Source organism: Modestobacter sp. VKM Ac-2979, assembly GCF_026967995.1.
GTDB lineage: Bacteria > Actinomycetota > Actinomycetes > Mycobacteriales > Geodermatophilaceae > Modestobacter.
Map to the genome: position 1 here is coordinate 129,120 of NZ_JAPVBO010000008.1, position 26,444 is coordinate 155,563.

27 protein-coding genes are annotated in these 26,444 nt (G+C 73.8%); 16 read left to right on the top strand and 11 right to left on the bottom strand.

Translation table 11 applies throughout. The features are described 5' to 3' along the window. The first annotated feature begins 93 nt into the window (after positions 1–93). On the top strand, positions 94–564 hold the full coding sequence (locus O2W15_RS21650; RefSeq protein WP_269180933.1) for a Fur family transcriptional regulator: 471 nt from the start codon (positions 94–96) through the stop codon (positions 562–564). Continuing rightward, on the top strand, positions 561–2,228 hold the full coding sequence (locus tag O2W15_RS21655) for a catalase (protein ID WP_269163495.1): 1,668 nt from the start codon (positions 561–563) through the stop codon (positions 2,226–2,228). The genes O2W15_RS21650 and O2W15_RS21655 overlap by 4 nt, the downstream gene beginning before the upstream one ends. 103 nt (positions 2,229–2,331) lie before the next feature. Here the strand turns inward: O2W15_RS21655 and O2W15_RS21660 are convergent, their stop codons facing one another. Further along, positions 2,332–3,591 (bottom strand): FAD-binding oxidoreductase, encoded by a 1,260-nt coding sequence (locus O2W15_RS21660; RefSeq protein ID WP_269180934.1) that lies wholly within the window; start codon positions 3,589–3,591, stop codon positions 2,332–2,334. Positions 3,592–3,877: 286 nt separating this feature from the next. Here O2W15_RS21660 and O2W15_RS21665 point away from each other — a divergent pair, with 286 nt between their 5' ends. Both O2W15_RS21665 and O2W15_RS21670 read left to right on the top strand, forming a co-directional pair. Continuing rightward, on the top strand, positions 3,878–4,219 hold the full coding sequence (locus O2W15_RS21665; protein WP_269180935.1) for a cupin domain-containing protein: 342 nt from the start codon (positions 3,878–3,880) through the stop codon (positions 4,217–4,219). Between the two features lie 27 nt (positions 4,220–4,246). After that, entirely contained in the window at positions 4,247–4,549 is a 303-nt protein-coding gene (locus O2W15_RS21670) for a hypothetical protein (protein WP_269180936.1), read from the top strand. A 9-nt stretch (positions 4,550–4,558) separates the two neighbouring features. Here the strand turns inward: O2W15_RS21670 and O2W15_RS21675 are convergent, their stop codons facing one another. Both O2W15_RS21675 and O2W15_RS21680 read right to left on the bottom strand, forming a co-directional pair. Then, positions 4,559–5,512, bottom strand: a complete 954-nt coding sequence (locus O2W15_RS21675) for a proteasome assembly chaperone family protein (protein ID WP_269163491.1) — start codon at positions 5,510–5,512, stop codon at positions 4,559–4,561. A gap of 95 nt (positions 5,513–5,607) precedes the next feature. Further along, positions 5,608–6,921: an AI-2E family transporter gene (locus O2W15_RS21680; protein WP_269163490.1), complete on the bottom strand. Its 1,314-nt coding sequence runs from the start codon at positions 6,919–6,921 to the stop codon at positions 5,608–5,610. 102 nt (positions 6,922–7,023) lie between these two features. Between O2W15_RS21680 and O2W15_RS21685 the strand changes: the two genes are divergently transcribed. From O2W15_RS21685 to O2W15_RS21695, 3 genes are all read left to right on the top strand, one after another. Next, positions 7,024–7,488, top strand: coding sequence for a PPOX class F420-dependent oxidoreductase (locus tag O2W15_RS21685; RefSeq protein ID WP_269180937.1), 465 nt, complete (start codon positions 7,024–7,026; stop codon positions 7,486–7,488). Positions 7,489–7,564: 76 nt separating this feature from the next. Then, the gene (locus O2W15_RS21690; RefSeq protein ID WP_269163488.1) at positions 7,565–8,149 is read left to right on the top strand and encodes a hypothetical protein; all 585 of its coding nucleotides are present in this window, start codon (positions 7,565–7,567) and stop codon (positions 8,147–8,149) included. Then, on the top strand, positions 8,146–8,667 hold the full coding sequence (locus O2W15_RS21695) for a hypothetical protein (protein ID WP_269180938.1): 522 nt from the start codon (positions 8,146–8,148) through the stop codon (positions 8,665–8,667). Before O2W15_RS21690 ends, O2W15_RS21695 begins: the two co-directional genes overlap by 4 nt. Positions 8,668–8,705: 38 nt before the next feature. Here the strand turns inward: O2W15_RS21695 and O2W15_RS21700 are convergent, their stop codons facing one another. Next, on the bottom strand, positions 8,706–10,250 hold the full coding sequence (locus O2W15_RS21700; RefSeq protein WP_269163486.1) for a helix-turn-helix domain-containing protein: 1,545 nt from the start codon (positions 10,248–10,250) through the stop codon (positions 8,706–8,708). A gap of 74 nt (positions 10,251–10,324) precedes the next feature. On the opposite strand from O2W15_RS21700, the gene O2W15_RS21705 reads away from it, so the two are divergent. From O2W15_RS21705 to O2W15_RS21720, 4 genes are all read left to right on the top strand, one after another. Beyond that, positions 10,325–10,537 (top strand): hypothetical protein, encoded by a 213-nt coding sequence (locus O2W15_RS21705; protein WP_269163485.1) that lies wholly within the window; start codon positions 10,325–10,327, stop codon positions 10,535–10,537. A 91-nt stretch (positions 10,538–10,628) separates the two neighbouring features. Then, the gene (locus O2W15_RS21710) at positions 10,629–11,231 is read left to right on the top strand and encodes a hypothetical protein (RefSeq protein ID WP_269180939.1); all 603 of its coding nucleotides are present in this window, start codon (positions 10,629–10,631) and stop codon (positions 11,229–11,231) included. Positions 11,232–11,274: 43 nt separating this feature from the next. Next, positions 11,275–12,027, top strand: a complete 753-nt coding sequence (locus tag O2W15_RS21715) for a dienelactone hydrolase family protein (protein ID WP_269180940.1) — start codon at positions 11,275–11,277, stop codon at positions 12,025–12,027. Positions 12,028–12,070: 43 nt separating this feature from the next. Then, positions 12,071–12,487, top strand: a complete 417-nt coding sequence (locus tag O2W15_RS21720) for an ankyrin repeat domain-containing protein (protein WP_269180941.1) — start codon at positions 12,071–12,073, stop codon at positions 12,485–12,487. 22 nt (positions 12,488–12,509) lie between these two features. Here the strand turns inward: O2W15_RS21720 and O2W15_RS21725 are convergent, their stop codons facing one another. After that, positions 12,510–13,019 (bottom strand): MarR family winged helix-turn-helix transcriptional regulator, encoded by a 510-nt coding sequence (locus O2W15_RS21725; protein ID WP_269180942.1) that lies wholly within the window; start codon positions 13,017–13,019, stop codon positions 12,510–12,512. A 114-nt stretch (positions 13,020–13,133) separates the two neighbouring features. On the opposite strand from O2W15_RS21725, the gene O2W15_RS21730 reads away from it, so the two are divergent. Next, positions 13,134–16,256 (top strand): efflux RND transporter permease subunit, encoded by a 3,123-nt coding sequence (locus O2W15_RS21730; protein WP_269180943.1) that lies wholly within the window; start codon positions 13,134–13,136, stop codon positions 16,254–16,256. Between the two features lie 64 nt (positions 16,257–16,320). Here the strand turns inward: O2W15_RS21730 and O2W15_RS21735 are convergent, their stop codons facing one another. Next, positions 16,321–17,754 (bottom strand): MFS transporter, encoded by a 1,434-nt coding sequence (locus tag O2W15_RS21735; RefSeq protein ID WP_269180944.1) that lies wholly within the window; start codon positions 17,752–17,754, stop codon positions 16,321–16,323. Between the two features lie 123 nt (positions 17,755–17,877). Between O2W15_RS21735 and O2W15_RS21740 the strand changes: the two genes are divergently transcribed. Continuing rightward, positions 17,878–19,200 carry an alpha-amylase family glycosyl hydrolase gene (locus O2W15_RS21740; RefSeq protein ID WP_269180945.1) on the top strand — a complete coding sequence of 441 codons (1,323 nt, stop codon included), beginning with the start codon at positions 17,878–17,880 and terminating at the stop codon, positions 19,198–19,200. Positions 19,201–19,272: 72 nt separating this feature from the next. After that, the gene (locus O2W15_RS21745; RefSeq protein WP_269163477.1) at positions 19,273–20,640 is read left to right on the top strand and encodes an MFS transporter; all 1,368 of its coding nucleotides are present in this window, start codon (positions 19,273–19,275) and stop codon (positions 20,638–20,640) included. On the opposite strand, the gene O2W15_RS21750 is transcribed toward O2W15_RS21745, so the two are convergent. Genes O2W15_RS21750 through O2W15_RS21770 form a run of 5 tightly spaced genes read right to left on the bottom strand, consistent with a single transcriptional unit; the run spans position 20,592 to position 24,784 of the window. Beyond that, the gene (locus O2W15_RS21750; protein WP_269180946.1) at positions 20,592–21,311 is read right to left on the bottom strand and encodes a spermidine synthase; all 720 of its coding nucleotides are present in this window, start codon (positions 21,309–21,311) and stop codon (positions 20,592–20,594) included. The genes O2W15_RS21745 and O2W15_RS21750 overlap by 49 nt on opposite strands. Beyond that, complete coding sequence (locus tag O2W15_RS21755; protein ID WP_269180947.1) at positions 21,308–22,150, bottom strand: biotin-dependent carboxyltransferase family protein; 843 nt, start codon at positions 22,148–22,150, stop codon at positions 21,308–21,310. Before O2W15_RS21755 ends, O2W15_RS21750 begins: the two co-directional genes overlap by 4 nt. Next, complete coding sequence (locus O2W15_RS21760; protein WP_269180948.1) at positions 22,147–22,761, bottom strand: 5-oxoprolinase subunit B family protein; 615 nt, start codon at positions 22,759–22,761, stop codon at positions 22,147–22,149. The genes O2W15_RS21755 and O2W15_RS21760 overlap by 4 nt, the downstream gene beginning before the upstream one ends. Continuing rightward, entirely contained in the window at positions 22,761–23,522 is a 762-nt protein-coding gene (locus O2W15_RS21765; RefSeq protein ID WP_269163473.1) for a LamB/YcsF family protein, read from the bottom strand. The genes O2W15_RS21760 and O2W15_RS21765 overlap by 1 nt, the downstream gene beginning before the upstream one ends. Positions 23,523–23,536: 14 nt before the next feature. Then, on the bottom strand, positions 23,537–24,784 hold the full coding sequence (locus O2W15_RS21770; RefSeq protein ID WP_269180949.1) for an NRAMP family divalent metal transporter: 1,248 nt from the start codon (positions 24,782–24,784) through the stop codon (positions 23,537–23,539). 164 nt (positions 24,785–24,948) lie between these two features. Here O2W15_RS21770 and O2W15_RS21775 point away from each other — a divergent pair, with 164 nt between their 5' ends. Beyond that, positions 24,949–25,662, top strand: a complete 714-nt coding sequence (locus O2W15_RS21775) for a GntR family transcriptional regulator (protein ID WP_269163471.1) — start codon at positions 24,949–24,951, stop codon at positions 25,660–25,662. Then, entirely contained in the window at positions 25,659–26,444 is a 786-nt protein-coding gene (locus O2W15_RS21780; protein WP_269180950.1) for a putative hydro-lyase, read from the top strand. Before O2W15_RS21775 ends, O2W15_RS21780 begins: the two co-directional genes overlap by 4 nt.

Sequence of the window (26,444 nt, forward strand, 5' to 3'; positions counted from 1 at the left end):
CCCGTGCAGGGCCCCGCCGCGAGCTTGCGAGTGGTGGGGGGCACGGGGTCCTTCTATTGACTCAGTCAAGACAAGCGGGTTGAGTGGTCGGCGATGGAGACGACCTGGGCAGAGCAGCTGCGGACGGCGGGGCTGCGCGTCACGCGGCCACGGCTGTCCGTGCTCGGGGTGCTCGCCGAGCACCCGCACGTCGACGCCGACACCATCGCCACCGCCGCACGCACCGTGCACCCATCGATCTCGCCCCAGGCGGTCTACGGGGTGCTCAAGGCGCTGGTCGGGAGCGGGATCGCCCGCCGCATCGAGCCGGCCGGTGGGCCGGCGCTGTACGAGCTGCGGGTCGGCGACAACCACCACCACCTGGTCTGCCGGGAGTGTGGGCTGATCGCCGACGTCGACTGCGTCGTGGGCCAGGCCCCGTGTCTGCAGCCCTCGGACGCGGCGGGTTTCGCCGTCGACGAGGCCGAGGTCGTCTTCTGGGGACTCTGCGCCGGCTGTCAGGTCGCGCGCAGGACGCACGTGCACGGCACGAACAGTGCAATCGAAGAGGGAGTGATCGCATGACCGACGTCGCATCGCAGGGACCTGCCGCCAGTGAGGCCGACCGGGCCGTCCTGACCAACCGTCAGGGACACCCGATCTACGACAACCAGAACCAGCGCACGGTGGGCTCGCGTGGCCCGGCCACGCTGGAGAACTACCAGTTCCTGGAGAAGATCAGCCACTTCGACCGGGAGCGCATCCCGGAGCGCGTCGTGCACGCCCGCGGCGCCACGGCGTTCGGCGTCTTCGTGGCCGACGGCACCGTCGGCGACGAGCCGATCAGCACGTACACCCGGGCCAAGCTCTTCCAGGAGAAGGGCAAGGAGACCGAGGTCGCGCTGCGCTTCTCCACCGTCGCCGGTGGCCGGGACTCCTCCGAGGCGGCGCGTGACCCGCGCGGCTTCGCGGTGAAGTTCTACACCGAGGACGGCAACTGGGACCTCGTCGGCAACAACCTGGGTGTCTTCTTCATCCGGGACGCCATCAAGTTCCCCGACTTCATCCACTCGCAGAAGCCCGACCCGGTGACCTTCGAGCGCCAGGTCGCCAACCGGGTCTTCGACTTCTGGTCGCAGTCGCCCGAGGCGCTGCACATGATGACGCTCGTCCTGAGCCCCCGTGGCCTGCCGGCGAGCTACCGCACCATGCAGGGCTTCGGCGTGAACACCTACAAGTGGGTCAACGCCGCCGGTGAGACCAAGCTGGTGAAGTACCACTGGCTGCCCAAGCAGGGCGTCAAGTCGTGGACCGAGGCCGACGCCGCGGTCGCGCAGGGCAACGAGCTCGGCGTGCACACGAAGGACCTCTACGAGGCCATCGAGCGCGGCGAGTTCCCCTCCTGGGACCTGCACGTCCAGCTGATGGACGACCACGACCACCCGGAGCTGGACTTCGACCCGCTGGACGACACCAAGGTGTGGCCGGAGAACGAGTTCCCGCTGCGCAAGGTCGGCACCCTGACGCTGAACCGCACGCCGCAGGACTTCTTCACCGAGAGCGAGCAGATCGCCTTCGGCACCGGTGTCCTCGTCGACGGGCTGGACTTCTCCGACGACAAGATGCTGGTCGGCCGGACGTTCTCCTACTCCGACACCCAGCGCTACCGGGTGGGCCCCAACTACCTGCAGCTGCCGGTGAACCAGCCCAAGGGCGTCAAGGTCGCCACCAACCAGCGCGACGGGGCGATGGCCTACGGCGTGGACCTGGGCCCCGGCCAGAACCCGCACGTCAACTACGAGCCGTCGATCCTGGGCGGCCTGCGTGAGGCCGAGTACCCCACGCACGACGAGCAGGGCCCGGAGATCACCGGCCGGCTGACCCGCAAGCGGATCGACCGCACCGACGACTACACCCAGGCCGGCCAGCGCTACCTGCTGTCCGAGCAGTGGGAGAAGGACGACCTCGTCGCCAACCTGATCGCCAACCTGTCGCAGTGCGACCGGCCGATCCAGGAGCGGATGATGTGGCACCTCTTCATGGCCGAGGACGAGCTGGGCCAGCGGGTCGGCGAGGGCCTGGGCATCAGCGCGGACGACGTCCGGGGGATGCAGCCGCTGCAGACCCAGACGCTCACCGAGGCGGAGCTGCAGCGCGCGGCCAACCTGGGCAAGAACGGCCCGCGCGACGTCTCGGGCCTGACGATGACGCACTGCGTGCCCAACGAGCACGTCGTCCTGGCCAAGTGACATCGGCTCAGTGACACACGCGGGCTGAGCCCGCACCGTCAGACCACTGCGGGCCGCGACCGGGGACTCCCCGGGCGCGGCCCGCAGTGCTGTGCCGGGTCGGTCAGGCCTGCGCGGCGACCGGGTGGGCCGCGGCGTCCGGCGTCGGCTCGGTGGCGAGGTCGGCCTGCCACAGGTCGGGGCCGAACACCTCGTACTGGATGTCCCGGCCCGGCACGCCGCGGTCGATGAGCGCGCTGCGCACCGCACGCATGAACGGCAGCGGGCCGCACAGGTAGTACGCCGCGCCGTCGGGCAGGTCGACCGCGGCCAGGTCCATCATCCCGGCGTGCACGCCGTCGGTGGGCAGCGTGCTGTCCGCGCCGTTCTCGTACCAGACGTGCAGCGAGGCGTTGGGCAGCTGCTGGACGTCGGCGCTGGCCTGCTCGCGCAGCGCGAAGGAGCTCTCGTCGAGGTCGGCGTGCAGCAGGGTGATCGGCAGCCGTGACCCGGCGGCGGTGAGGTGCGAGATCATCCCGGCCATCGGGGTGATCCCGATGCCGGCGCTGGCGAAGACCACCGGGCGGCCGGAGTCGTCGAGGACGACGTCCCCGAACGGCAGCGACATCGTCAGCACGTCGCCGACCTGCACCTGGTCGCACAGCAGGTTCGAGACCTCGCCGTCGGGCTTGTCGCCGCCGAGCACCCGCTTGACCGAGAACTGGCGGTGCTCGCCGTCGTCGGCGCGGGTGAGGCTGTACTGCCGCGGCTGGTGGACGCCGTCCGGCATCTGCACCTTCACCGAGACGTACTGGCCGGGCAGCGAGGTCTTTACCAGCCGGTCGTCGATCCGCTTCACCCGGAAGGTGACGACGTCGGCGGTCTCCTCGGTCTTCTCGGCGACCTCCCACTCGCGCCAGACCGTCTCCGGGCGCACCCCGCGGGAGCTGTACAGGCCGCGCTCCATGTTGATCAGCGCGTAGGCCATCAGCCAGTAGACCTCGTCCCAGGCCGCGGCCACCTCGGGGGTGACGGCGTCACCGAGCACGTCGACGATCGCCCAGAACAGGTTGTCGTGGACGACGTCGTACTGCGCGGGGGTGATGCCCAGCGAGGCGTGCTTGTGCGCGATCCGGGCCAGCAGGTGCTCGGGCACCTGCTCCGGGTCCTTGACGAGTGCACTGGCGAAGACGGCGACCGAACCGGCCAGGGCCACCTGCTGGGTGCCCTCGGCCTGGTTGCCGCGGTTGAACGTGCCGTCGAGCAGCTCGGGGTGGGCGCCGAAGAGGTGCGCGTAGAAGCGTCGGGCGATCTCCTCGATGTTCTCGGCGACGACCGGGAGGGTCGCCTCGATGACCGGACGTGATCGATCGGACAGCAACATGAGCTCCTTGCGTTGACGTGTGCTCTTCCCGTCCCCGGGTTCCGGCGGGCGGAGGCACCCCCGAGTCTGGTGGGGGCCGCCCGGTTCCGCAGCAGGTCTTTGGTCATCACCGACGGTCGGGGCGGCGGCAGGGACCCGGTCTGGTCTGGATCGGTGACCGGAGCTGATCGAGCGGGTTGCCACGACCCGCAGGGAGCGGGCATCGTCCGGCCCGGTGCCGGGTCCAGTCCCAGCACCGGGCGCATCGAGCTGGTGCCCGAGGTCCCGGACCGTGGAGAGGACGCGCATGAACGGAGAGCGACAGGACCTGTGGGGCGTGGCCCGGGAGCTGACCGCCACCGCGGCCGGCGCGCACAGCGGCCGGGCGGCACACACTGTGCACGGCGGCCATGAGGCGACTCTGCGGCAGACCGTGATCGCGTTGCGCGCCGGTGCGGGGCTCGCCGAGCACGAGAACCCCGGCGAGGCGACCCTGCTGGTGCTCGAGGGGCGGGTCCGGCTGACCTCCACCGCCGCCCCCGAGGAGCTCGGGAAGGGTGAACTGCTCGCCATCCCGGCGGAGCGGCACGCCCTGGAAGCGCTCGAGGACTCCGTCGTCCTGCTGACGGTGGCGAAGCTGCCGGCCTGAACGCGCCGTCAGGTGGAGGAGCAGTCGATGGACGACCCGGACGCCGCGGTGCTGTTCGCCGCTGCCGCTCACCTCGACGCACTGGCGGCGCGGACCACCGGCGGCAGCTGGACGATCGGTGGGTTGCTGGCGTCCCGGCCGGAGGTCGTCGCCCGCTCGGCGGACGGGAGCACCGAGCACGTGGCCGAGGCCCGGGCGCGGACGGCGGAGTGGATCGTCACCCTGTCCCCGGCGGTCGCCGGCCCGCTGGCCGCCTGGCTGCGCTCGGCCGCCGACGCGACGCCGGCCGACCCACACGCGCTGGCGGTCGCCCGCGCGCTCACCGGCTGAGCCGGGGCGTCAGTCGGTGGGGCGGTCGCCGTCCTGCTCGGCGAGGAAGCGCTCGATCTGCGCGCCGAGCTCGTCGCCGCTGGGCATCTCGCCACCGAACCCGAGCAGGCCGGTCTCCTCGCGGGAAGCGGCGAAGGAGTCGAACTGCTCCTCGAGGGCGCTGACCACCGCGGTGTTCTCGCTGGAGCGGGCGATCTGCTCGTCGACCTCGGTACGGTGCGCCTCGGCCGCCTCGCGGAGCGTCTCGGTCGGCACGAGGAGGCCGGTGAGCTGGGTCAGGTGCTCGAGCAGGGTCAGCGAGGCCGCCGGGTAGGTGGCCTGGGTCAGGTAGTGCGGCACGTGGGCGGCGATGCCGAGCGCGTCGACGCCGGCCTCCCCGAGCCGCAGCTCCAGCAGTGCACCGACGCTCCCGGGGATGCGCATCTCACCCCAGTACAGGGGGTAGGACTCGATCAGCTGCCGCCGTGTCGCGTGCGCGGTCACGGTCACCGGGCGGGTGTGCGGCACCGGCATCGGGATGGCGTGCAACGCGACGGCCGAGGTCACGCCCAGCCGGTCGACCAACTGCAGCACTGCGGCGACGAACCGCTCCCAGGCGTAGTCGGGCTCGGCGCCGTGCAGCAGCAGGAACGGCGTCCCGGCGTCGTCCTCCAGGGCGTACAGCCCGATCTCCGGGGAGGCGATGGAGACGTACCGGTCGCCGGAGAACGTCATCCGTGGCCGGTGGCCCCGGTAGTCGACCAGCGCATCGACGTCGAAGCGGGCGATGAGCCGGTTCGGCAGCGCGTCGAGCAGGTGGGCGCCGGTCAGTGCTCCGGCGTGCGCGGCGTCGAAGTCGCCGGCCAGGTGGTGGACGAGCACCAGGCCCCGGCGCTCCTCGGGGGTGGCCACCGCCGCCTCGCGGGCGAGGAACGGCTCGGCCTCGGGGAGCACCTCGACGAGGTCCTCCGGTCGCTGGGGCACGGGACGTCCTCCTGACGGCTGGTCGGACTGCACGTGGTCACCAGCTCCGCGGACGGCCGGTGCATTCCCATCGTCCCCCCGCCGGGGGACGTCGGTCAGCTGCCGGGCGTCGTGTCGGCCGGCTCGCGCACCAGGTGGGTGCCCGAGGCATCCCGGACCAGTTGCTCCCGCGTGCCGTCGTCGGCGATCTCGGGGTTGTTGCCGTCGAGCACGTCCCGGCCGTAGCGGTAGGCGACTGCGAGCAGCGCGGCCACCGGCACCGCCAGGAACGCCCCGATGATCCCGGCCAGGCTGGCGCCGGCGGTCACCGCCAGGATCACCACCGCCGCGTGCAGGTTGAGCCCGCGCCCCTGCAGGATCGGCTGGAGCACGTTCCCCTCGATCTGCTGCACCACGATGATCAGCCCGAGCACGATCAGCGCCGTGGTCAGGCCGCTGTCGACCAGCGCGATCAGGACGGCGAAGCCACCGGCGACGAAGGCACCGATGATCGGGATGAAGGCGCCGAAGAAGGTGAGCACGGCCAGCGGCACCACCAGCGGCACGCCGAGCACGAGCAGCCCGATGCCGATGAACAGGGCGTCCACGAAGCCGACGATGGCCTGCTGGCGGATGAACTCCGACAGGGTGCGCCAGGTCTTCAGCGACAGGGCCGCGACGTGCGGTGCGGCCTGCGGGCCGGTCTGCGCCGCCAGCCACGGCACCCACTTCGGGCCGTCCTTGAGGAAGAAGAAGGTCAGCACCAGCGCGAGCACGAGGTTGATCAGCAGGCCGCCGATCGTGGTCGCGGTCGTGACGGCGTAGCCGGCGATGTTCTGGGCGTTGCTCTGCACCGAGTCGATGATCGAGTCGACGGCGTTGCCCACCTGCTGGTCGTCGATGTTGAACGGCGGGCCGGCCAGGTAGTCCTGCACCTGCTCCAGGCCCTGGGTCACGCCGTCGGCGACCTCCTCGACCTGGCCGACCACCTGGGGGGCGATGACGGCGATGATCCCGCCGAAGGCGCCGAGGAAGAGCAGCAGCACGAGCAGCGACGCCAGTGCCGGCGGCCAGCCGTGGTGGCGGAGGAAGCGGGTGACCGGCCAGAGGACGGTGGTGAACAGCAGCCCGAGGACGACGGGGAGCAGGACCACCCACAGCTCGCCGATGACCCGCCCGAGGATGAGCAGGGCGATGACGATGAGGATCAGTTCGGCCGAGGCGACCGCCACCCGCCGGCTCGCGGCCTGCAGGCGCCGGGCCCGTTCCGGCCCGGGGATCGGCGCCCGGGTGGTGGCGATCTCGTGCTCGTCGGTCCCGGTGCCGGTGCCGGTCTCGGTGTCGGTGTCGGCCCGGCTCGCACCGGTGTCCTCGCCGCGCTCGTCGGCGGCGGGCTCAGCGGCGTTCGCGGTGCGGTGTTCGTCGGGCATGCGTTGATCCCAACACACCCGCGCGTGTCCCACCGGTCGACCGGACGTGATCTGTGCGGCGTCGCCGCGCGGATCGTCGGAGGCACGTCGTAGGTTCCCGGCATGCCGAAGACCGCCACCGCCGACCGGGTCGATCACGACGGGCTGCTCGCCTTCCTGCGCCCCCGGCACAAGGCCCTCCTGCTCACCCACCGCAGCGACGGGAGCCCGCAGCTGTCCCCGGTGGCGTGCGGCGTCGACGACCAGGGGCGGGTGGTGGTCTCCACGTACCCGCAGCGGGCCAAGGCGGTCAACGCCCGGCGTGACCCCCGGGTCTCGCTGTGCGTCCTCTCCGACGACTTCGACGGCGCCTGGGTGCAGGTCGACGGCCAGGCGGAGGTGCTCGACCTGCCCGACGCGCTCGACCCGCTGGTCGACTACTTCCGGTCGATCAGCGGTGAGCACCCGGACTGGGACGAGTACCGCGCCGCGATGCAACGTCAGGGCAAGTCGCTGCTGCGGGTCACCATCGAACGCTGGGGGCCGGTGGCCACCGGTGGCTTCCCGCCGGCACCGGCCTCGTCCTGACCCGACGCGGGGGACCGACACGCCGCGACAAGGGCAAGAGCTTGCACTGGGCGGTGCAAGCTGCTGAGCTTGCGCCATGCCCTTCGTGCTGACGATCGACCAGCGGGACAGCCGCCGCAGCCCGGACCGGGTGCCCGAGGTGCTGTCCGCGCTCAGCGGGGTGCCCACCGTCCTGCGCTTCGAGCGCACCGCGGGCGACGAGGTCCAGGGCCTGCTCGACGACCCGGTCGTGGTGGTCGACGTCGTGCGCCGGCTGGTGCGCGACGGCGGATGGAGCATCGGGATCGGGGTCGGCCCGGTGCACACGCCGCTCCCGGGGAGCACCCGGGCCGGGTCCGGTCCGGCGTTCATCGCGGCCCGCGCCGCCGTCGAGGCGGCCAAGCGCCGTCCCGTCCGGCTCGCCGTCCGGGGGGTGGCCCCGGAGCCGGCGGCGGATGCGCAGGCGGTGCTGACCGCCCTCGCCGCGCTGGTCGAGCGGCGCAGCGACCAGGCGTGGGAGGCGATCGAGCTGGTGGAGCGCGGGCGCACGCAGGCAGAGGCGGCCACCGAGCTGGGCGTCACCCGTCAGGCGGTGGGGCAGCGGCTGGGCGCAGGCCTGTGGGACGTCGAGCGGGACCTGCACCCCACGGCGGCACGCCTGCTGGCCCGGGCGGCGGGATGAGCGTCGCCGCACTCGTGGTCCTCGGCGTCCTGGCGGTGGCCGGAGCCGCCCTGACCCCGCACACCGACCGCCGGGGCAGCCGCTTCGGCGGGGTGCTGCTGGTGCTGCTGCTGGGCGCTGCCGCCGCGCTGGCCTGGCGGGCGGGCCGGGGCGGGGACGGGGTGGAGGTCGGCGGTCAGTTGCTCGCGGTCGCCTCCGCGGCGCTGGGCGGGGGCCCGGTGGCCACCGCCGTCCTCCGGGCCGCCGACCCCGACCGGGTGCCGGGGCGCCGGCGCGCCTCGGACCCGGAGGTGCTGCGGGGCGGCGCCTGGATCGGCGTGCTGGAGCGCTCCGCCATCGCGGTCACCGTCCTCGCCGGGTTCGCCGAGGGGCTCGCCGTCCTGATCGCGGTGAAGGGGCTGGGGCGGTTCAACGAGCTGAAGGCCCCGGTGGCGTCCGAGCGGTTCATCATCGGCACGCTGGCCAGCGGCCTCTGGGCCCTCGGCTGCGTCGGCGTCGCCGTCCTCCTCCGCGACTGAAAGCGGACCACCAGGATGGCCATTCTGGCGGTCCGCTCTCAGTCGGAGAAGACCTCGATCTGGGCGCCCATCTCCACCAGCCGCTCGTAGAGCTGCTCGTAGCCGCGGGCGATGATGTCCACGTTCCGCAACACGGAGTCGCCCTTGGCCGCCAGCATCGCCAGCAGGATGCAGACCGCCGGGCGCAGCGCCGGCGGGCAGACGATCTCCGCCGCCGACCAGCGGGTCGGCCCCTCCACCAGCACCCGGTGCGGGTCGAGCAACCGCACGTCGGCGTTCAGCCGGGTCAGGTCGGAGAGGTGGATCGCCCGGTTGTCGTAGACCCAGTCGTGGATCAGCGTGCTGCCGGTGGCCGTCGCCGCGATCACCGCGAAGAACGGCAGGTTGTCGATGTTCAGCCCCGGGAAGGGCATCGGGTGCACCTTGTCGATGGGCGCTCGCAGCTGCGACGGGTGCAGGGTGATGTCGACCAGCCGGGTGCGACCGTTGTCGGCCGGGTACTCCGGTGACAGGTCGAAGGACAGCCCCATCTCGGCGAGGATGGCCAGCTCGATCTCCAGGAACTCGATCGGGGCCCGGCGCACGGTCAGCTCCGAGCCGGTGACGATCCCGGCGGTCAGCAGGCTCATCGCCTCGACCGGGTCCTCCGACAGCGGGTAGTCGACGTCGGCGTCGAGCACGGGCTTGCCGGTGACCACCAGGGTGGTGGACCCGAAGCCCTCGATGCGCACGCCCAGCAGCTCCAGGTACAGGCAGAGGTCCTGGACCATGTAGTTCGGGCTGGCGTTGCGGATCGTCGTCGTCCCGTCGTGCCGGGCGGCGGCCAGCAGCGCGTTCTCCGTCACCGTGTCCCCGCGTTCGGTCAGCACGATCGTCCGGTCCCGCGCCACGGGCGGGGCGACGGTCGCCCGGTACTCCCCGGCGTGCGCCTCGACCTCGAGCCCGAAGGGGCGCAGCGCGATCATGTGCGGTTCGACGGTGCGGGTGCCGAGGTCGCAGCCGCCGGCGTAGGGGAGCCGGAAGTCCTCGGCCCGGTGCAGCAACGGCCCCAGGAACATGATGATGCTGCGGGTGCGACGGGCCGCGTCGGCGTCGATCGCGGAGAGGTCGAGCTGCTCGGGGACGACGAGGGTCAGGTCCCGCCCGGCGGCGTCCCAGGAGGCGGAGACGCCGATCGAGGTGAGCACGGCGAGGATCCGGTCGACCTCGACGATGCGGGAGACGTTGCGCAGCGTCGTCCGGCCGCGGTTGAGCAACGCGGCGCACAGCAGCGCGACCGCCGCGTTCTTCGACGACTTCACCGTGACGCTGCCCGACAGCGGCGTGCCACCCCGGACGCGCAGGTGGGTGGGGCCGGAGCGGCCCACGCTGATCAGCTCACTGTCCAGCGCCGCCGACAGCCGGCCCAGCAGCTCGAGGGTCAGGTTCTGGTTGCCCTGCTCGATCCGGGCGATCGCGCTCTGGCTGGTGCCCAGCCGCTCGGCCAGCTGCAGCTGGGTGAGCCCGCGGTGCCGCCGGGCGCCCCGCACCAGGGCGCCGATCTGGCGGAGGGACTCGGTCGTCGTGTCCTCGGTCAGCGTCATCGTCGACCACGGTATGTCACAGATGAGATCCGGACGGTCGTGGTACGCAGTCCTCCGGTCCGTCAGGATGGGGCATGGTCTTCTGGATCGCCGTCGGCGCCGTGCTCACCCTGTTGCTGGCGGTGGCCTGGTGGCTGGACCACTCGGCCCGGCGGCGCGGGTCCCGGTCCCAGCACCACTCCGACGTCTGGTACGAGGTCCGGGAGGGCCGCCGGGACGCCGAGGTCCTGAGCCCGTTCGTCCGGGACAACTCCTGGACCAGCTGGAACCGGCGGAACCGCCGCTGAGTCACCCGCCCGGGGGCGCTGGGTGTCGAACGTGCGGCCGCTGGACATGATGGGGGGAGCCGGACCCCGGCCCCACCTGCGAGGAGAACCCGTGTCCCAGACCCCGGTGCCGTCCGGTTCCGTGTCCCACCCCGAGCTGCTGGCCGTCTACGTCAACGACCACATCGCTGCGGCCGCCGGCGGCATCGAGCTGGTCTCCCGGATGATCGGGGTGCATCGCGGGACGGAGCGCGAGCAGCCCCTCCGGCAGCTGCTCGACGAGCTCCGTGAGGAGAAGGCCGCGATCATCAGCATCGCGCAGGCGCTGGACTTCCCGGTGCGCCAGTACAAGCAGGTGGCCAGCTGGATCGCGGAGAAGGCGAGCCGGGCGAAGCTGAACGGGCACCTGCTCAGCCGGTCCCCGTCCAGCGACCTGGTCGAGTTCGAGTTCCTCGCCTCCGCCGTGCGGGGCAAGCGCAGTGGCCTCGAGACGCTGCGGATCGCCGCCACCGTGGACAGCCGGATCGACGCCGACCTGCTCGACCGGCTGATCCAGCAGGCCAACCGCCAGCACGACTGGGCCACCGAGGTGCGCCGGGACGTCGCGGCGAGGGTCTTCGGTGGCGACCCGAGCGCCCCTGACCTCGCTGCTGACAACGGCAACGGTGACGGTGGTGGTGGCGACAACGACGGCACCACGGGCGGCCAGGGCTGAGCTCCCGCTGCGCGGGGCCGGGGGCGGCGGTAGACACGTCGGCATGTGCCACGACCACGACAGCCGCCCGCCTGCGCCACCCACCGTCGGGCCCGTCGCCGAACGGGGCACCCTCACGCTGACCGCCGCCGACGGCACCCGGTTCTCCGCGGCCTACGCCGCATCCGCCACCGCGCCGCGCGCCGGCGTCGTCCTGCTGCCCGACATCCGGGGCCTGCACCCGTACTACGTCGCCCTGGCGGAGCGGTTCGCCGAGGCCGGGCTGGCCGCGGTCGCCGTCGACTACTTCGGCCGCACCGCGGGGATCGCCGAGAACGGCACCCGCGAGGAGGACTTCGACTGGGGGACGCACATCCCGCAGACCACGTCGGCGGGCGTCGACGCGGACACCACCGCCGGGATCGAGTACCTGCGCAGTCGCACCCACCCGTCGCTGCCGGTGGTCACCGTCGGGTTCTGCTTCGGCGGCAGCCATGCCTGGCGGCAGTCGGCCGGCGACCTGGACCTGGCCGGCAGCGCGGGCTTCTACGGTCGGCCGAGCATGGTGGGCGAGGCTGCGGACGGCGCCCAGAAGCCGGTCGTCATGATCATCGCCGGCGCCGACAGCGCCACCCCGGTGGCCGAGCAGCGGGAGCTGGCCGCCCGGATGCGGGCGGCCGGGGCCGACGTCGACGAGGTCGTCTACGAGGGGGCGCCGCACTCGTTCTTCGACCGGTCCTTCGACGAGTGGGCCGAGGCCTGCCAGGACGCCTGGCGGCACGTGCTCGCCCTCACCGATCGGGTGAGCGGCTCCTGAGCGGGCGGCCGGAGGACGCCACCGGGCTCCTAGGCTCGGTGGCGTGACCGACCCGCAGCCGTCCCAGCAGCCCATCGACCCCGGCGTCATCGCCCTGGCCGCGCAGGTCTTCGACCTGGCGCGGGAGGGCGACACCGAGCAGTTGGTGGCCTACCTCGACGCCGGGGTGCCGGCCAACCTCACCAACGACAAGGGCGACACCCTGCTCATCCTGTCGGCCTACCAGGGCCGCGCGTCGACGGTGGCCGCGCTGCTGGAGCGCGGGGCGGACCACACCCGGGCCAACGACCGCGGTCAGACGGCGCTGGCCGCCGCCGTCTTCAAGCAGTCGGCGGAGACGGTGCGCAGCCTGCTCGCCGCCGGCGCCGACCCGGACAACGGCCAGCCCAGTGCCCGGGCGACGGCGCAGTTCTTCGACCTGCCGGAGATGACCGCCCTGCTGGAGGGCCCCACCGCCTGACCGGTCGCGCGGAACGGTGCGGTCAGCCCTCGTCGTCCTGGTCCCGCAGGACCCGCAGGACGCCGGAGAGGCCCTCCTGCAGGGCTGCGAGCTCGGCCGGGCGCAGTGCCTGCAGGACGGCGGCGTCGGTCTCCACGTCCGACGCCATCAGCCGGCGGACCACCCGGACCCCGGTCCGGGTGGGGGTGAGCACCCGGCCACGGCCGTCCCGGCTGTCCGCGGTCCGGTCGACCATGCCCGCGCGGACGAGCCGGTCGACCAGGCCGGTGATGGTGGCCGGGCTCACCTCCAGCAGCTCGCTGAGGTGCTGCGGGGTCATCGACTCCTCGATCACCAGGAAGGTCAGCCCGCGCAGCTGCTGGAGGGTGAGCGGGGTGTCCAGCAGCGGGCCGAGACGGCGGCGCATGCTGTAGTCGCCGATCTGCGCGCCGACGCACAGCACCGCCAGCACCTCGGCGGGGAGGTCGCGCCAGCCCTCGGGCCAGTCGTCGGGCACGTCGTCGGGGTCGGGCACGGTGGTCTCGATGGTCATGCGCACCTCCTCCGGGGGAGTGTCGGCGTTCACCGGTAGTTTGCTCGAAGCTAACTACTCGGTGCAAGCTGGCCGGGTCCACTCCCGACACCGGCCCCGGCCGTGGAGGAACGCGTGTCCCGTCTCGCCGTCCTGTCCCTGCGGAACCGAGCCCTGGTGGCGCTGGCCACCATCGCGGTGCTGGTGTTCGGGCTGATCTCGGCGGGCTCGCTGAAGCAGGAGCTGATCCCCAGCCTGCAGATCCCCGCGGCCGTCGTCGTCGCCGCCCAGCCCGGCGCCTCGCCCGACGTGGTCGAGCGCCAGGTCGTGCAGCCACTGGAGCAGGCCATCGGCACCGTGGACGGCGTGGTCGCCACGACCTCCACGGCCAGCACCGGGCTGGCGACGGTCGCCGTCGAGCTGGAGTACGGCTCGGACATCGACCGGGCCACCGCCGCGCTGCAGACCGCGGTCAGCCGGGTGCAGGCCCAGCTGCCGGCCGACGTCGAGCCCGAGGTGCTGGCCGGGTCGCTGGCCGACCTGCCCGTCGTGCAGCTGGCGATCGCCGCGCCGGGCGACACCGCCGCCCTGTCCGACCGGATCGACTCTGCCGTCGTCCCGCTGTTCGAGCAGGTCGAGGGCGTCCGCGACGTGACGGTCACCGGGGCCAGCGAGCCCCGCGTGCAGATCGCCCTGGACCCGGCCGCCCTCGCGGCGGCCGAGATCCCGGCCGCCGCGGTCACCACCGTGCTCGAGGAGAACGGCGTGGTGCTGCCCGCCGGCACGGTGACCGAGGGCGAGCAGACCCTCTCGGTGCAGGCCGGTGACCGGCTCACCTCGGTCGAGGAGCTCCGCGCCCTCCCGCTGACCGGTGCCGACGGCGCGGTCACCTCGCTGGGCGCGGTCGCCACCGTGGAGCTGGGGGAGGCGCCGGCGACGTCCTACTCCCGGGTCGACGGCCAGCCGGCCCTCTCGGTCGGGCTGACCCAGACCCCGGACGGCAACACCGTCGACATCTCGCACGCCGTCGAGGACCTGCTCCCGCAGGTGCGGGAGCTGCTGGGCGAGGGCAGCACGGTGGCGGTCGTGTTCGACCAGGCGCCGTTCATCGAGGAGTCGATCGAGGGCCTGGCCACCGAGGGCGGCCTGGGGCTGCTGTTCGCCTTGATCGTGATCCTGGTCTTCCTGGCCTCGGTGCGGTCCACGCTGATCTCGGCGGTGTCGATCCCGGTGTCGCTGTGCGTCACCTTCATCGGGCTGCAGGTGGCCGGCTTCTCGCTGAACATCCTCACCCTGGGCGCGCTCACCGTGTCGATCGGCCGCGTGGTCGACGACTCGATCGTGGTCATCGAGAACATCAAGCGGCACCTCTCCTACGGCGAGGCGCGCACCAAGGCGATCCTCGGCGGCGTCCGGGAGGTGGCCGGGGCGATCACCTCCTCGACCATCGCCACCGCAGCGGTGTTCCTGCCGATCGCGCTGGTCGGGGGCCTGGTGGGCGAGCTGTTCCGGCCCTTCGCGCTCACCGTGGCGATCGCCCTGATCGCCTCGCTCGTCGTCTCGCTGACCATCGTCCCGGTCCTCGCCTCGGCGTTCCTCAAGGCGCCGGAGACCGACCGGGAGGACACCGAGGAGCTGGCCCGGGAGCGGGAGGCGGCCGAGGCGGCGGAGCGACGCACCTGGTTGCAGCGGCTGTACGTGCCGGCGCTGCGCGGCGTGCTGGCCCACCGCCGCTGGACCGTCGCCGGAGCGCTGGCCGTCTTCGTCGGCACGCTGGCGCTCACCCCGCTGCTGCAGACCAACTTCATCGGCGACGCCGGCGAGGACACCGTCACCGTCACCGCCGCCCACCCGGCCGGCACCAGCCTGGCCGCGCAGGACGAGCGGGCCCGCGTGCTGGAGAGCGCGCTCGGCGAGGTGCCCGGGGTGGCGACCGTGCAGACCACGGTCGGCTCGGCCGGCGGGTTCGCCGCGTTCAGCGGTGGCGGTGGCACGCCCACGGCGACGTTCTCGCTGACCCTGGCCGAGGACGGCGACCCCGAGGAGACCCGCGCGGAGATCCGGACGGTCGCCGAGGAGCTCCCCGACGTCGGTGCGGTCACCGTCGCCGCGGCCGGCTCCGGGTTCGGCAGCTCGACGGTCGACGTGCTGGTCCAGGCGGCGGACGCCGGCGTGCTGGCCGAGGCCGCGGACCAGGTGCAGCAGGCCGTGTCCGAGGTCCCCGGGGCCACCGACGTCACCAACGACCTGTCGGCCGGGCTGCCGGTGGTCCGGGTGGACGTCGACCCGGTGGCGGCGGCCCAGGCCGGGCTGACCGCGGCGCAGGTGACCCGCACCCTCGCCGGGCTGACCAACGCCGTCCCGCTCGGGGAGATCGACGTCGACGACGCCAGCACCCCGGTCTACCTGGACCCGGTGCAGGCCCCGGAGACCGTGGAGCAGCTCCGCGCCGTCGTCCTGCCGACGGCCGGGGGCCTGGTGCCGCTCACCCAGCTGGCGACGGTCGAGGAGGAGCAGGCCCCCAGCTCGATCAGCCGGGTCGACGGCGAGCGGAGCGCGACCGTGTCGGCGACCCCGGCCGGCACCGACCTCGGGGCGCTCACCGCCGAGCTGCAGGCAGCGATCGACGGACTGGACCTGCCGGCCGGCGCCGAGGTGTCGATCGGCGGTGTCGCCGCCGACCAGGGCGAGGCCTTCGCCGACCTCGGCCTGGCCCTGGTGATCGCCGTGGTGATCGTCTACCTGGTGATGGTGGCGACCTTCCGCAGCCTCACCCAGCCGTTCATCCTGCTCGTCTCGGTGCCGTTCGCCGCGACCGGTGCGCTGCTGATGCTGCTGGTCACCGGCACCCCGCTGGGCGTGCCGGCGCTGATCGGGGTGCTGATGCTGATCGGCATCGTGGTGACCAACGCGATCGTGCTGATCGACCTGGTCAACCAGTACCGGGAGCAGGGGCGGCCGCTGGCCGAGGCGGTCAGCGAGGGTGCCCGCAAGCGGCTGCGGCCGATCGTGATGACGGCGGCGGCCACGGTGCTGGCCCTCACCCCGATGGCGTTCGGGCTGACCGGCGGCGGGGTGTTCATCTCCCAGCCACTGGCCCTGGTGGTGATCGGCGGCCTGATCACCTCCACGGTGCTGACCCTGCTGCTGGTGCCGGTGCTCTACACCTCGCTGGAGACCCGCCGCGAGCGGCGGGCGGCCAAGCGGGCCGGTGCGCCGGAGCCGGAGCCGGCGGCGGAGGAGCTGCAGCCGGCCTGACGCCCGCTGTGCAGTTCCGGTCGCCGGCGGCGGCGTGTCCGCCCGTGTCGGCGACCGGAACTGCTCACTCGCGGGCGGGGGAGGCGGACGACGGGGTGGGCGCCGGGCCCGCGGCGCGAGGGCGGCCCGGCAGGAAGGCGGTCAGCACCGCCAGCGCCAGGCACGCCCCGCAGCCGATCGCGGCCAGCGCGGTGTAGCCGCTGGACGGCGGCAGGTCCGCACCGGCCGGGGTGAGCGCCTCCAGCACCGTGGCGCTCAGCGCGCTGCCCAGCGCGAACCCGACGTAGCGCAGCACCTGGTTGAGGCTCATCGCGCTGCCGGTCTCCCCGGCCGGCACGGCACCGACGACCAGCCCGGGCAGCGCGGCGAAGGTCAGGCCCACGCCGAACCCGGCGACCGCCATCGCCACGAACAGCTGCCACAGCTCCTCGCGGACCAGGCCGAACAGCACGGTGCCCAGCAGGAGCACGAGGGCGCCGACCGGCAGCACCACCCGCGGCCCGGCGGCCCGGTCCAGCGGCCGGCCGATCCGGCTGGCCAGGAAGCTGGCCACGGAGAACGGCAGCAGGATCAGCCCGGCCACCACGATCGAGGTGCCGAAGCCGTAGCCGGAGGACTCCGGGGTCTGCGCCAGCCGGGGCACCGAGGACAGCAGCAGGTAGTTCGCCAGGCCGACGAGCAGGGCGGCGCCGTGTGCAGTCGCGGCGACCCGGCCGCGGGCCAGCCGCAGGTCGACCAGCGGGGCCTCGGCGCGCAGCTGCCACACCGCCCAGGCGACCAGCGCGAGGACGGCGACGACGGCCAGCCCGAGCACCGAGGGTGAGGTCCAGCCCCAGCTGCCGGCCTCGCCGAGGGCCAGCAGTCCGGTGGCGAGCCCGATGCCGAGCAGCACCGCCCCGGCGACGTCCAGCCGCCGGGGCGGCACGTCGGGCGAGGGCGGGTAGACCAGCGCGGCGGCGGCCAGGGCCAGCACGCTGGCACCCGCGCCGAACCAGAAGGCGGCGTGCACCCCGCCGAACTCGGCGATCGCGCCGGTCAGCGGGTAGCCGAGGCCGACGCCGGCGGCGACGGTGACCGACAGCGCCGCGACCGTGGACCGGGAGCGCTCACCGGTCAGCGCGGTGCGCGCGGTGGCGATCGCCAGCGGGGTCAGCCCCAGCCCGAACCCCTGCAGCCCGCGGCCGGCGATCAGCCAGCCCAGCCCCAGCGGCAGCGCGGCGAGCACGCTGCCCAGCAGCACCACGGTGAGGACGACGAGCACCACGGTGCGGCGGTGCCGGCCGTCGCCGAGCCGCCCGATCACCGGCGTGGCCACCGCACCGACCACCAGGGTGATCGTGAGCGACCACTGCGCGCTGGTGATCGAGACGTCGTTGGCCGCGGCGATCGCCGGGACCAGCGGGGCGCCGAGGCTGCTGATGACCGCGACGAGCATGGCCAGGTAGAGGAGCACCGGGACCAGTGCCGGCCGGGCCGGCGACACGGGAGGGGCGGTCACGTCGGCGACGATAGTTGCGGCCTGCACCCCGGCCGGGGTGCGTCTTCCGCCCAGCGGCGGCCCGGCGCGGCGCACTGGGTAGCGTCGGCTGAGCTGGTGCAGAGGTCGACACGAGGGAGCGGGATGCCGGACTGGGTGCAGGACGCGGTGTGGTGGCACGTCTACCCACTGGGCTTCGTGGGCGCTGAGCGCGAGGCGACCGAGGTCGTGACGCACCGACTGGACCTGCTCACCGGCTGGCTGGACTACGCCGTCGAGCTGGGGGCCAACGGACTGGCGCTGGGGCCGGTGTTCGCCTCCAGCACGCACGGCTACGACACCGTCGACCACGGTCGGATCGACCCGCGGCTCGGGAACGACGCCGACTTCGACGAGCTGGTCGCGGCCGCCCACGAGCGAGGCCTGCGCGTGCTGCTCGACGGGGTGTTCAACCACGTCGGCCGCGAGCACCCGGCGTTCCAGGCGGTCGTCGACCGGGGGCCCGACGCGCCCTCGGCGGCCTGGTTCCGGCTGCGCTGGCCGGACGGCTGGCAGCCCGGCGTCGTCCCGGAGTACGACACCTTCGAGGGGCACGGCCAGTTGGTCGCCCTCGACCACTCGGCTCCCGCGGTCGCCGACTGGGTGGCCGAGGTGATGACGCACTGGCTGGACCGCGGCGCCGACGGCTGGCGGCTGGACGCCGCCTACGCCGTCCCGACCTCGTTCTGGGCCACCGTGCTGCCCCGGGTGCGCGAGCAGCACCCCGACGCCTACGTCGTCGGCGAGGTCATCCACGGCGACTACGCGCAGGTGGTGCGGGAGTCGACGATGGACGCGGTCACCCAGTACGAGCTGTGGAAGGCGATCTGGAGCTCGCTCAACGACGGCAACCTGCACGAGCTGGCGCACGCGCTCGGCCGGCACGACGGGTTCCTGGACACGTTCGTGCCGCTGACCTTCGTCGGCAACCACGACGTCACCCGGATCGCCAGCCGGCTCGACGACGTCGCCCACCTGCCGCACGCGCTGGCGGTGCTGTTCACGGTGGGCGGCACGCCGTCGGTCTACGCCGGCGACGAGCAGGCCTTCACCGGGGTCAAGGAGGACCGGGCCGGCGGGGACGACGCCGTCCGGCCGCCCTTCCCGGAGTCCCCGGACGAGCTGGCGCCCTTCGGTGAGCCCACCCGGCGGCTGCACCAGGAGCTGATCGGGCTGCGCCGCCGGCACCGCTGGCTGCACACCGCCCGCGTCACGCCGCTGCACCGGGAGAACCAGCAGCTCAGCTACGCCGTGGCGGGGGAGGGGCAGCGGCTGGTGGTCGCGCTCAACCTGGCCGACGGCGCGGTGACCGTGCCGGCGGGCGGGGCGGGGGAGCTGCTCGCCGGGACGGGCACCGTGCGGCAGCCGGGCAGCGACCGCGCGGCCGTCTCGCTGCCGGCGCACGGGTGGGCCATCCTGGCCGGGTGAGCAGGGCCCGGGTGAGGAAGTGCACAGCCCGTTCCGGGAAGGACGGGCGGCGGGACGGCGTCGTCCCTGTACGTGACTGAGCCAGCTGTCCGGACGCCGTCCCGCGCCTACGTGATCTGGCTGGTCGGCCTGGTGGCCTACGCGGTCGCGATCTTCCACCGGGCCTCCCTCGGCGTCGCCGGGATCGAGGCGCAGGAGCGGTTCTCCGCCGGGGCGTCGGCGATCTCGCTGTTCCTGGTGCTGCAGCTGGCCGTGTACGCGGGCCTGCAGGTGCCGGTCGGTGTGCTGCTGGACCGGTTCGGCTCGCGGAGGATGATCGTGGCCGGCGCGGTCACGATGGCCGTGGGGCAGCTGGTGCTCGCCCTGGCCGACAGCGTGCCCACCGCGGTCGCGGCCCGGGTGCTGGTGGGTGCCGGTGACGCGATGACCTTCATCAGCGTGCTCCGGCTGGTGCCGCTGTGGTTCCCCGGGCGCACCGTCCCGGTGGTCACCCAGCTCACCGGGATCCTCGGTCAGGTCGGCCAGATCGTGGCCGCCTACCCGCTGGTCGCGCTACTGCACACCGCCGGCTGGACGCCGACCTTCCTGGGCGCCGCTGCGGTCAGCGTGCTGGTCGGCATCCTGGTGCTGGTCGCGCTGCGCGACGCCCCGCCCGGCACGCCCGCCCCGACCGTCGCCGACATGGCCACCGTCCGGGCGAACCTGGCGGCCGCCTGGCGCGAGCCGGGCACCCGGATCGGCCTCTACACGCACCTGGTCACCCAGTTCTCCGGCACCGTCTTCGCGCTGCTGTGGGGGTACCCGTTCCTGACCGTGGGCCAGGGGCTGGCGCCCGGGACGGCGGCCGGCCTGCTGACCCTGCTGGTGCTGGTCGGGATGGCGTTCGGGCCGTTGCTGGGCCGGCTGGTCGGGCAGTGGCCGCTGCGCCGCTCCAACCTGGTCTTCGGCATCCTCACCGTCACCGCGGTGGTCTGGACCGTCGTGCTGCTGTGGCCGGGCCCCGCTCCGATGTGGCTGCTGGTCGTGCTGGTCGTGGTGCTGGGCACCAACGGCCCCGGGTCGATGATCGGCTTCGACTACGCCCGCACCGAGAACCCGGTCGAGCGGTCGGGCAGCGCCACCGGCTTCGTCAACGTCGGCGGCTTCTTCGCCTCGCTGTGCACCGTGCTGGCGATCGGCTTCGTGCTCGACGCGATGACCCCGGGCAGCTCCACGGACTACTCGCTGGACGCGTTCCGGGCGGCGTTCGCCGTGCAGTACGTCTTCTGGGCCATCGGGCTGGTGGGGGTGCTGACCCACCGGCGGCAGCTGCGCGCGCGGATGGCCCGGGACGGCGTCGTCCTGGTGCCCCTGGTCACCGCGGTCAGCGCCCGGCTGCGCGGCACGTCGGCCTACTCCCGGCCGGACGAGCGGCCGGACGGGCCCCCGGCCGACCGCTGAGCGCCGCGGCGGGCGAGCACGATCGCGTAGTCGAACCGCCGGCCGTCGCGCTCGACCGGCAGCACCAGGTGCTCGACGTCGGTCGCCCCCAGCAGTGCACTCAGCCGGTCGGCGAGCGCCGGGGCCGGGTCGGCGGACCAGATGGCCAGCACCCCGCCCGGGCGCAGCGCGGCCAGCGCGGTGCCCAGCCCGGCCTCCTCGTACAGCGGTGCGTTGGCCTGGTGCACCAGGAAGCCGGGGCCGTTGTCCACGTCGAGCAGGACGGCGTCGTACCGTCCCGGCCGTTCGGCCAGCAGCACCGCGACGTCGGCGGTGTGCAGCTCCAGCCGGTCGCGGGCGAGCTCCGGCAGCCCGGGCAGCAGACCGGCGCCGGCCCAGCCGACCAGCGCGGGCTGGAGCTCGGCGACCTCCACGGCGGCGACCCGGGGCTCGGCGAGCACGGCGGCCGCCGTCCAGCCCAGGCCGAGCCCGCCGACCAGCACCCGCAGCCGGTCTCCCGCGCAGCGGCGCAGCGCCTCGACCGCCAGCGCCCGCTCGGTGCTGGTGTCCACGTCGTCCATCGCGAAGACGCCGTCGACGACCAGCTCCGTCACCGGCCCCCGCCGGCGCAGCACCACCTCGCCGTGCGGCCCGGAGGCGCGCCCGAGCTCGACGGGCTCGTCGGGGGTCACGGTCGGCCCGGGCGCAGCCGCAGCGCCTGGCCGGGGCGGAGCTGGGCGCACGCGTCGACGTCGGCGTCGGTCACGTACCCGATCACCGGGTAGCCGCCGGTCACCGGGTGGTCGGCGAGGAACAGCACCGGCAGCCCGGACGGCGGCACCTGCAGTGCCCCGCGGACCATCCCCTCGCTGGGCAGCTCCCCGGCGCGCAGCCGCTCCAGCGGTGCGCCGTCCAGCCGCAGGCCGACCCGGTTGCTCTCGCTGGTGACCGTCCAGGCCTGGCCGGTGAGGGCCGCCCAGCCGGCGTCGCCGAACCAGTCGGCGCGCGGCCCGGGCAGCACGGTGGCGGTGAGCTCGCCGGCGGTGGGTTCGGGCACCGGCGCCAGGTCGACACCCGGGGCCGGGTCGACCGGCTCGCCGACCGGGAGCACGTCACCGGTGGCGACCACCGCCGGCCCGAGCCCGGCCAGCAGGTCGGTGGCCCGGGAGCCCAGCACCGGCGGGACGGCGATGCCGCCGCGGACCGCGAGGTAGGTGCGCAGCCCACTGGCCGGCGGGCCCAGCCGCAGCTCCTGTCCCCGGCGCAGCACCGTGGGCGCGGCGTGCGGGGCGCCGGGGCAGCGCGCACCGGTGCTGACCACCAGCAGGTCGGCCTCGGCGCGGACGGTGAGCCCGCCGAAGGTCACCTCGAGCACCGCGGCGTCGGCGCGGTTCCCGACCAGCCGGTTGGCCAGCGCGGCCGACGCCCGGTCGCAGGCGCCCGAACGGCCGATGCCCAGGGCTGCCTGCCCGGGCCGGCCGAGGTCCTGCACGGTGGTGAGCGGCCCGGTCGCCAGCACGGTGAGGCTCACCGGCGTACCGCCGCGAACCGCACCGTGGTGCCGGGCCGGAGCAGCGCGGCCGGCTCGCGGGCCAGGTCGAACACGGCCACCTCGGTGCGCCCGATCAGCTGCCAGCCGCCCGGCGACTCCCGCGGGTAGACGCCGCTGAACTCCCCGGCCAGCGCGACCGACCCCGGCGGCACCGCGGTGCGCGGGGTCGGCCGGCGGGGCACCTCCCACTGCCCGCCGGGCTGGGTGAGGTAGCCGAAGCCGGGGGCGAAGCCGCAGAAGGCCACCGTCCACTCGGCCCCGGTGTGCCGCTCGACCAGCTCGTCCGGCGTGAGGCCGAGCAGCTCGGCGGCCTCGGCCAGGTCGGCGCCGTCGTAGTGCACCGGCAGCTCGACGGTGTCGCCGACGGCCCGCGTGTCCGGCCGCGGGGTCGTCGTCCGGACCGCGTCGGCGACCGCGGCCAGGGTGGTGACCGCGGGGTCGGTCATCAACAGCACGGTGTGGGCGGCCGGCACGACGTCGACCACGCCGTGCGGCGGGTCGGCGCTGAGCGCGGCGTACAGCGCCAGGACGTCGTCCAGCCCGTCCAGCTCGACCAGCAGGGCGGCGCTCCCGCTGGGGAGCAGCCGCATCAACCGGCGAAGGGGGCGAGCTCGACCCCCGCCGTGGTCAGCGCGGTGCGCACCTGCCGGGCGATCTCCACCGCACCCGGGGTGTCGCCGTGCACGCAGATCGAGCCCGGCTGCAGCGTCAGCTCGCCCCCCTCGACGTCGGTGATCGGTTCGCCGGCGGCCATCGCCACGCACCGCGCGGCGATCTCGGCCGGGTCGTGCAGCACCGCGCCGGGCAGCCGGCGGGAGACCAGCGTGCCTTCCGGGGTGTAGGCGCGGTCGGCGAACGCCTCGTGCACCACGGTCAGCCCCGCCTCGGCGGCCAGCCGCAACCACGCGGAGCCCGGCAGGCCCAGCACCGGCAACGTCCGGTCGTAGGCGACGACGGCGGCGACCACCGCGGCCGCCTGCTCCTCGTGGTGCACGATCGCGTTGTAGAGCGCGCCGTGCGGCTTGACGTAGCGCACCCGGTCGCCGGCGATCCGGGCGAAGCCCTCCAGCGCACCGATCTGGTAGACGACGTCGGCGGTCAGCGCCTCGGGTTCCACGTCGATGAACCGGCGACCGAAGCCGGGCAGGTCGCGGTAGCCGACCTGGGCGCCGATCGCGACGCCGGACTCGACGGCCTTGGCGCAGACCCGCCGCATGATCGTGGCGTCACTGGCGTGGAAGCCGCAGGCGACGTTGGCGCTGGTGACCAGGCCGAGCAGGGCGTCGTCGTCGCCGAGCGTCCACTGGCCGAAGCCCTCACCGAGGTCGGAGTTCAGGTCCACACGGGTCATGTCGACAGCCTCCCTCACGCGAACAGGTCGATGACCGGGCGGATCGAGTTGATCGCCAGGTACAGGGTCAGCAGCCAGGCGATCCAGCCGATCACCAGCAGCCAGCGCGGGTAGCGGTAGCCGTTGAGCAGGTCGGTGCGGCGGGTGGCCACCCAGAGCAGGACGGCGATCCCGATCGGCAGCAGCAGCCCGTTGAAGGCCCCGGCGAACACCAGCAGCGTGGTCGGCGCGGTGCCGATCAGCACGTAGACCAGCGAGGTGAACGCGATGAACCCGACGACCAGCAGCGAGCGGGTGCGGTCCGACGTCCTCGTCCGGGAGGTCACGAAGGACACCGAGGTGTAGGAGGCGCCGATGACGCTGGTGATCGCCGCGGCCCACAGCACGATGCCGAACACCCGCAGGCCGACCTCGCCGGCGGCCTGCTCGAACGCCGACGCGGCCTGGTTGGTCGGGTCGAGCGCCGCGCCGCCGGTGACCACGCCGAGGATCGCCAGGAAGAGCACGACCCGCATGACCGCGGTGATCAGGATGCCGGTGACCGAGCCGCGGGTGATGTCCCGGACCCGGCCGGGGCCGGAGATGCCCGAGTCGAGCAGCCGGTGGGCGCCGGCGTAGACGATGTAGCCGCCGATCGTGCCGCCGACCAGCGTGGTGATCGCCAGCACGTCGATGTCCTCGGGCAGGACGACGTTGCGCAGCGCCTCGCCCACCGGCGGGCCGGAGGTGATCGCGACGTAGGTGGTCAGCACGATCATCACCAGCCCGAGGACGACGACGATCCGGTCGACCGCGACCCCGGCCCGCTTGCTCAGGAAGATGCCGATGGCGATCAGCGCCGACAGCGCCCCGCCGAGCTTCGGGTCGAGCCCGAGCATGGCGTTGGTGCCCAGGCCGGCACCGCTGACGTTGCCGATGTTGAACACCAGCCCGCCGATCAGCAGGAAGGCGGCCATCACCCAGCCGAGGCCCGGGGCGACCAGGTTGCCCAGCTCCTGCGCGCGCCGGCCGCTGACGCCGATGACCCGCCAGACGTTCAGCTGCAGCGCGATGTCGATCAGGATCGAGATGACGATCGCGAAGGCGAACGCGGCGCCCAGCTGCACGGTGAAGGTGGTCGTCTGGGTGATGAACCCGGGACCGATGGCCGAGGTGGCCATCAGGAACATCGCGCCGAGCAGGGTGGAGCGGGTGCTGGAGGCGAGCCGCCCGTTGGGTGCGGTGGACGGCTCGGCGGGGGTGCGTTGCGGTTCGGCTGCCATGGCTGCTCCCGGGATGGGGTCGAGTGGGCCCGCGGTGGCGAGGGGTCGCTGTCCGAGGGGTGGTGCCGTTGGCGACCGAACCTAGGGAGTTGTTGAACAATCCTTCAAGAGGATGGCGCGACAATTTACTGCGCGGACACATCAGGAGACGGCAGGATGTCGGCATGCCCGAGCCCACCGACGCCGCCTGGCTGCGCACCGTGGCGCACGAGGTGCGCAGCTTCGACCGCTCCAGCACCGCCGAGCGGGTCGCCGAGCTGCTGCGCTCCCGGGTGATCGAGGGCGACCTGCCGCCGGGCACCCGGCTGTCGGAGGAGCAGCTGGTCGAGGTGCTGCACGTCAGCCGGAACACGCTGCGCGAGGCGTTCCGGCTGCTCACCCACGAGGGCCTGCTGGTGCACCGGCTGCACCGCGGGGTGTTCGTGCCCGAGCTGGACGAGGACGACCTGGTCGACCTGTACCGGCTGCGGCGGACGATCGAGTGCGACGTCGTCCGCCGGCTGGAGGGTCTGGACGCCGTCCGGCTGCGGCCGCTGCACGACGCCGTCGCCGCCGGTGAGGACGCCGCCCGGCGCGGCGACTGGGGCGCCGCCGGCACCGCCAACATGCGCTTCCACCAGCAGCTGGTGGCGCTGGCCGGCAGCCGGCGGATCGACGAGACGACGGCCCGCCTGCTCGCCGAGCTCCGGCTCGCCTTCCACGCCATCGCGGTGCCGCAGCGGCTGCACGAGCCGTACGTCAGCCGCAACCGTGGGCTGCTGGACCTGCTGACCGCCGGGGAGGTGGAGCAGGCGGCCAAGGAGCTCGAGGCCTACCTGCACGACTCGGAGGCCGAGCTGCGCGCGGCCCACCGCGACCGACTCCGGAGGAACCCGTGACCCTCGTCCCCGCCGCCGACCCTGCCGCTGCGCGGGCGTCGTTCCGCGCCGGCCTCGCCGTCCCCTCGTCGGGCTGGGCGCCCGGGCACACCCAGGCCAACCTGGTCGTGCTGCCCCGGGACTGGGCCTGGGACATGCTGCTGTTCGGCCAGCGCAACCCGCAGCCGGTACCGCTGCTGGACGTCACCGACGCCGGGTCGTACCGCACCGTGCTCGCACCGGACGCCGACCTGCGCACCGACCTGCCGCGCTACCGGGTCTGGCGGGACGGCGAGCTGGTCGACGAGCCCACCGACGTCGCCGACCTCTGGACCGACGACCTGGTCGCCTTCCTGATCGGCTGCAGCTTCAGCTTCGAGACCGCCCTGCTGGACGCCGGGGTGCCGGTGCGCAACATCGAGCAGGGCCGCAACGTGTCGATGTACCGGACGGACCGGGAGTGCCGGCCGGCCGGGCGGCTGTCCGGGCCGCTGGTGGTGTCGATGCGCCCGGTGCCCGGGCACCTCGTGGCCACCGCGGTGCAGGTGACCGCGCGGATGCCCGCCGTGCACGGGGCGCCGGTGCACGTCGGGTCACCGGCCGCGCTCGGCATCGCCGACCTGACCCGGCCCGACTTCGGCGACCCGGTCGAGTTCGCCGTTGGCGACGTCCCGGTGTTCTGGGCGTGCGGCGTGACGCCGCAGGCCGCACTCATGGCCTCCCGGCCGCCGTTCGCGATCACCCACGCCCCGGGGCACATGTTCGTCACCGACGTCCCGGACGCGGAGTACCGGCAGCCCTGA

Coding starts and splice junctions, on each gene's coding strand:
- O2W15_RS21650 (WP_269180933.1), top strand. CDS start 94: ATGGAGACGACCTGGGCAGAGCAGCTGCGGACGGCGGGGCTGCGCGTC.
- O2W15_RS21655 (WP_269163495.1), top strand. CDS start 561: ATGACCGACGTCGCATCGCAGGGACCTGCCGCCAGTGAGGCCGACCGG.
- O2W15_RS21660 (WP_269180934.1), bottom strand. CDS start 3,591: ATGTTGCTGTCCGATCGATCACGTCCGGTCATCGAGGCGACCCTCCCG.
- O2W15_RS21665 (WP_269180935.1), top strand. CDS start 3,878: ATGAACGGAGAGCGACAGGACCTGTGGGGCGTGGCCCGGGAGCTGACC.
- O2W15_RS21670 (WP_269180936.1), top strand. CDS start 4,247: ATGGACGACCCGGACGCCGCGGTGCTGTTCGCCGCTGCCGCTCACCTC.
- O2W15_RS21680 (WP_269163490.1), bottom strand. CDS start 6,921: ATGCCCGACGAACACCGCACCGCGAACGCCGCTGAGCCCGCCGCCGAC.
- O2W15_RS21685 (WP_269180937.1), top strand. CDS start 7,024: ATGCCGAAGACCGCCACCGCCGACCGGGTCGATCACGACGGGCTGCTC.
- O2W15_RS21690 (WP_269163488.1), top strand. CDS start 7,565: ATGCCCTTCGTGCTGACGATCGACCAGCGGGACAGCCGCCGCAGCCCG.
- O2W15_RS21695 (WP_269180938.1), top strand. CDS start 8,146: ATGAGCGTCGCCGCACTCGTGGTCCTCGGCGTCCTGGCGGTGGCCGGA.
- O2W15_RS21700 (WP_269163486.1), bottom strand. CDS start 10,250: ATGACGCTGACCGAGGACACGACGACCGAGTCCCTCCGCCAGATCGGC.
- O2W15_RS21705 (WP_269163485.1), top strand. CDS start 10,325: ATGGTCTTCTGGATCGCCGTCGGCGCCGTGCTCACCCTGTTGCTGGCG.
- O2W15_RS21715 (WP_269180940.1), top strand. CDS start 11,275: ATGTGCCACGACCACGACAGCCGCCCGCCTGCGCCACCCACCGTCGGG.
- O2W15_RS21725 (WP_269180942.1), bottom strand. CDS start 13,019: ATGACCATCGAGACCACCGTGCCCGACCCCGACGACGTGCCCGACGAC.
- O2W15_RS21740 (WP_269180945.1), top strand. CDS start 17,878: ATGCCGGACTGGGTGCAGGACGCGGTGTGGTGGCACGTCTACCCACTG.
- O2W15_RS21760 (WP_269180948.1), bottom strand. CDS start 22,761: ATGCGGCTGCTCCCCAGCGGGAGCGCCGCCCTGCTGGTCGAGCTGGAC.
- O2W15_RS21765 (WP_269163473.1), bottom strand. CDS start 23,522: ATGACCCGTGTGGACCTGAACTCCGACCTCGGTGAGGGCTTCGGCCAG.
- O2W15_RS21770 (WP_269180949.1), bottom strand. CDS start 24,784: ATGGCAGCCGAACCGCAACGCACCCCCGCCGAGCCGTCCACCGCACCC.
- O2W15_RS21775 (WP_269163471.1), top strand. CDS start 24,949: ATGCCCGAGCCCACCGACGCCGCCTGGCTGCGCACCGTGGCGCACGAG.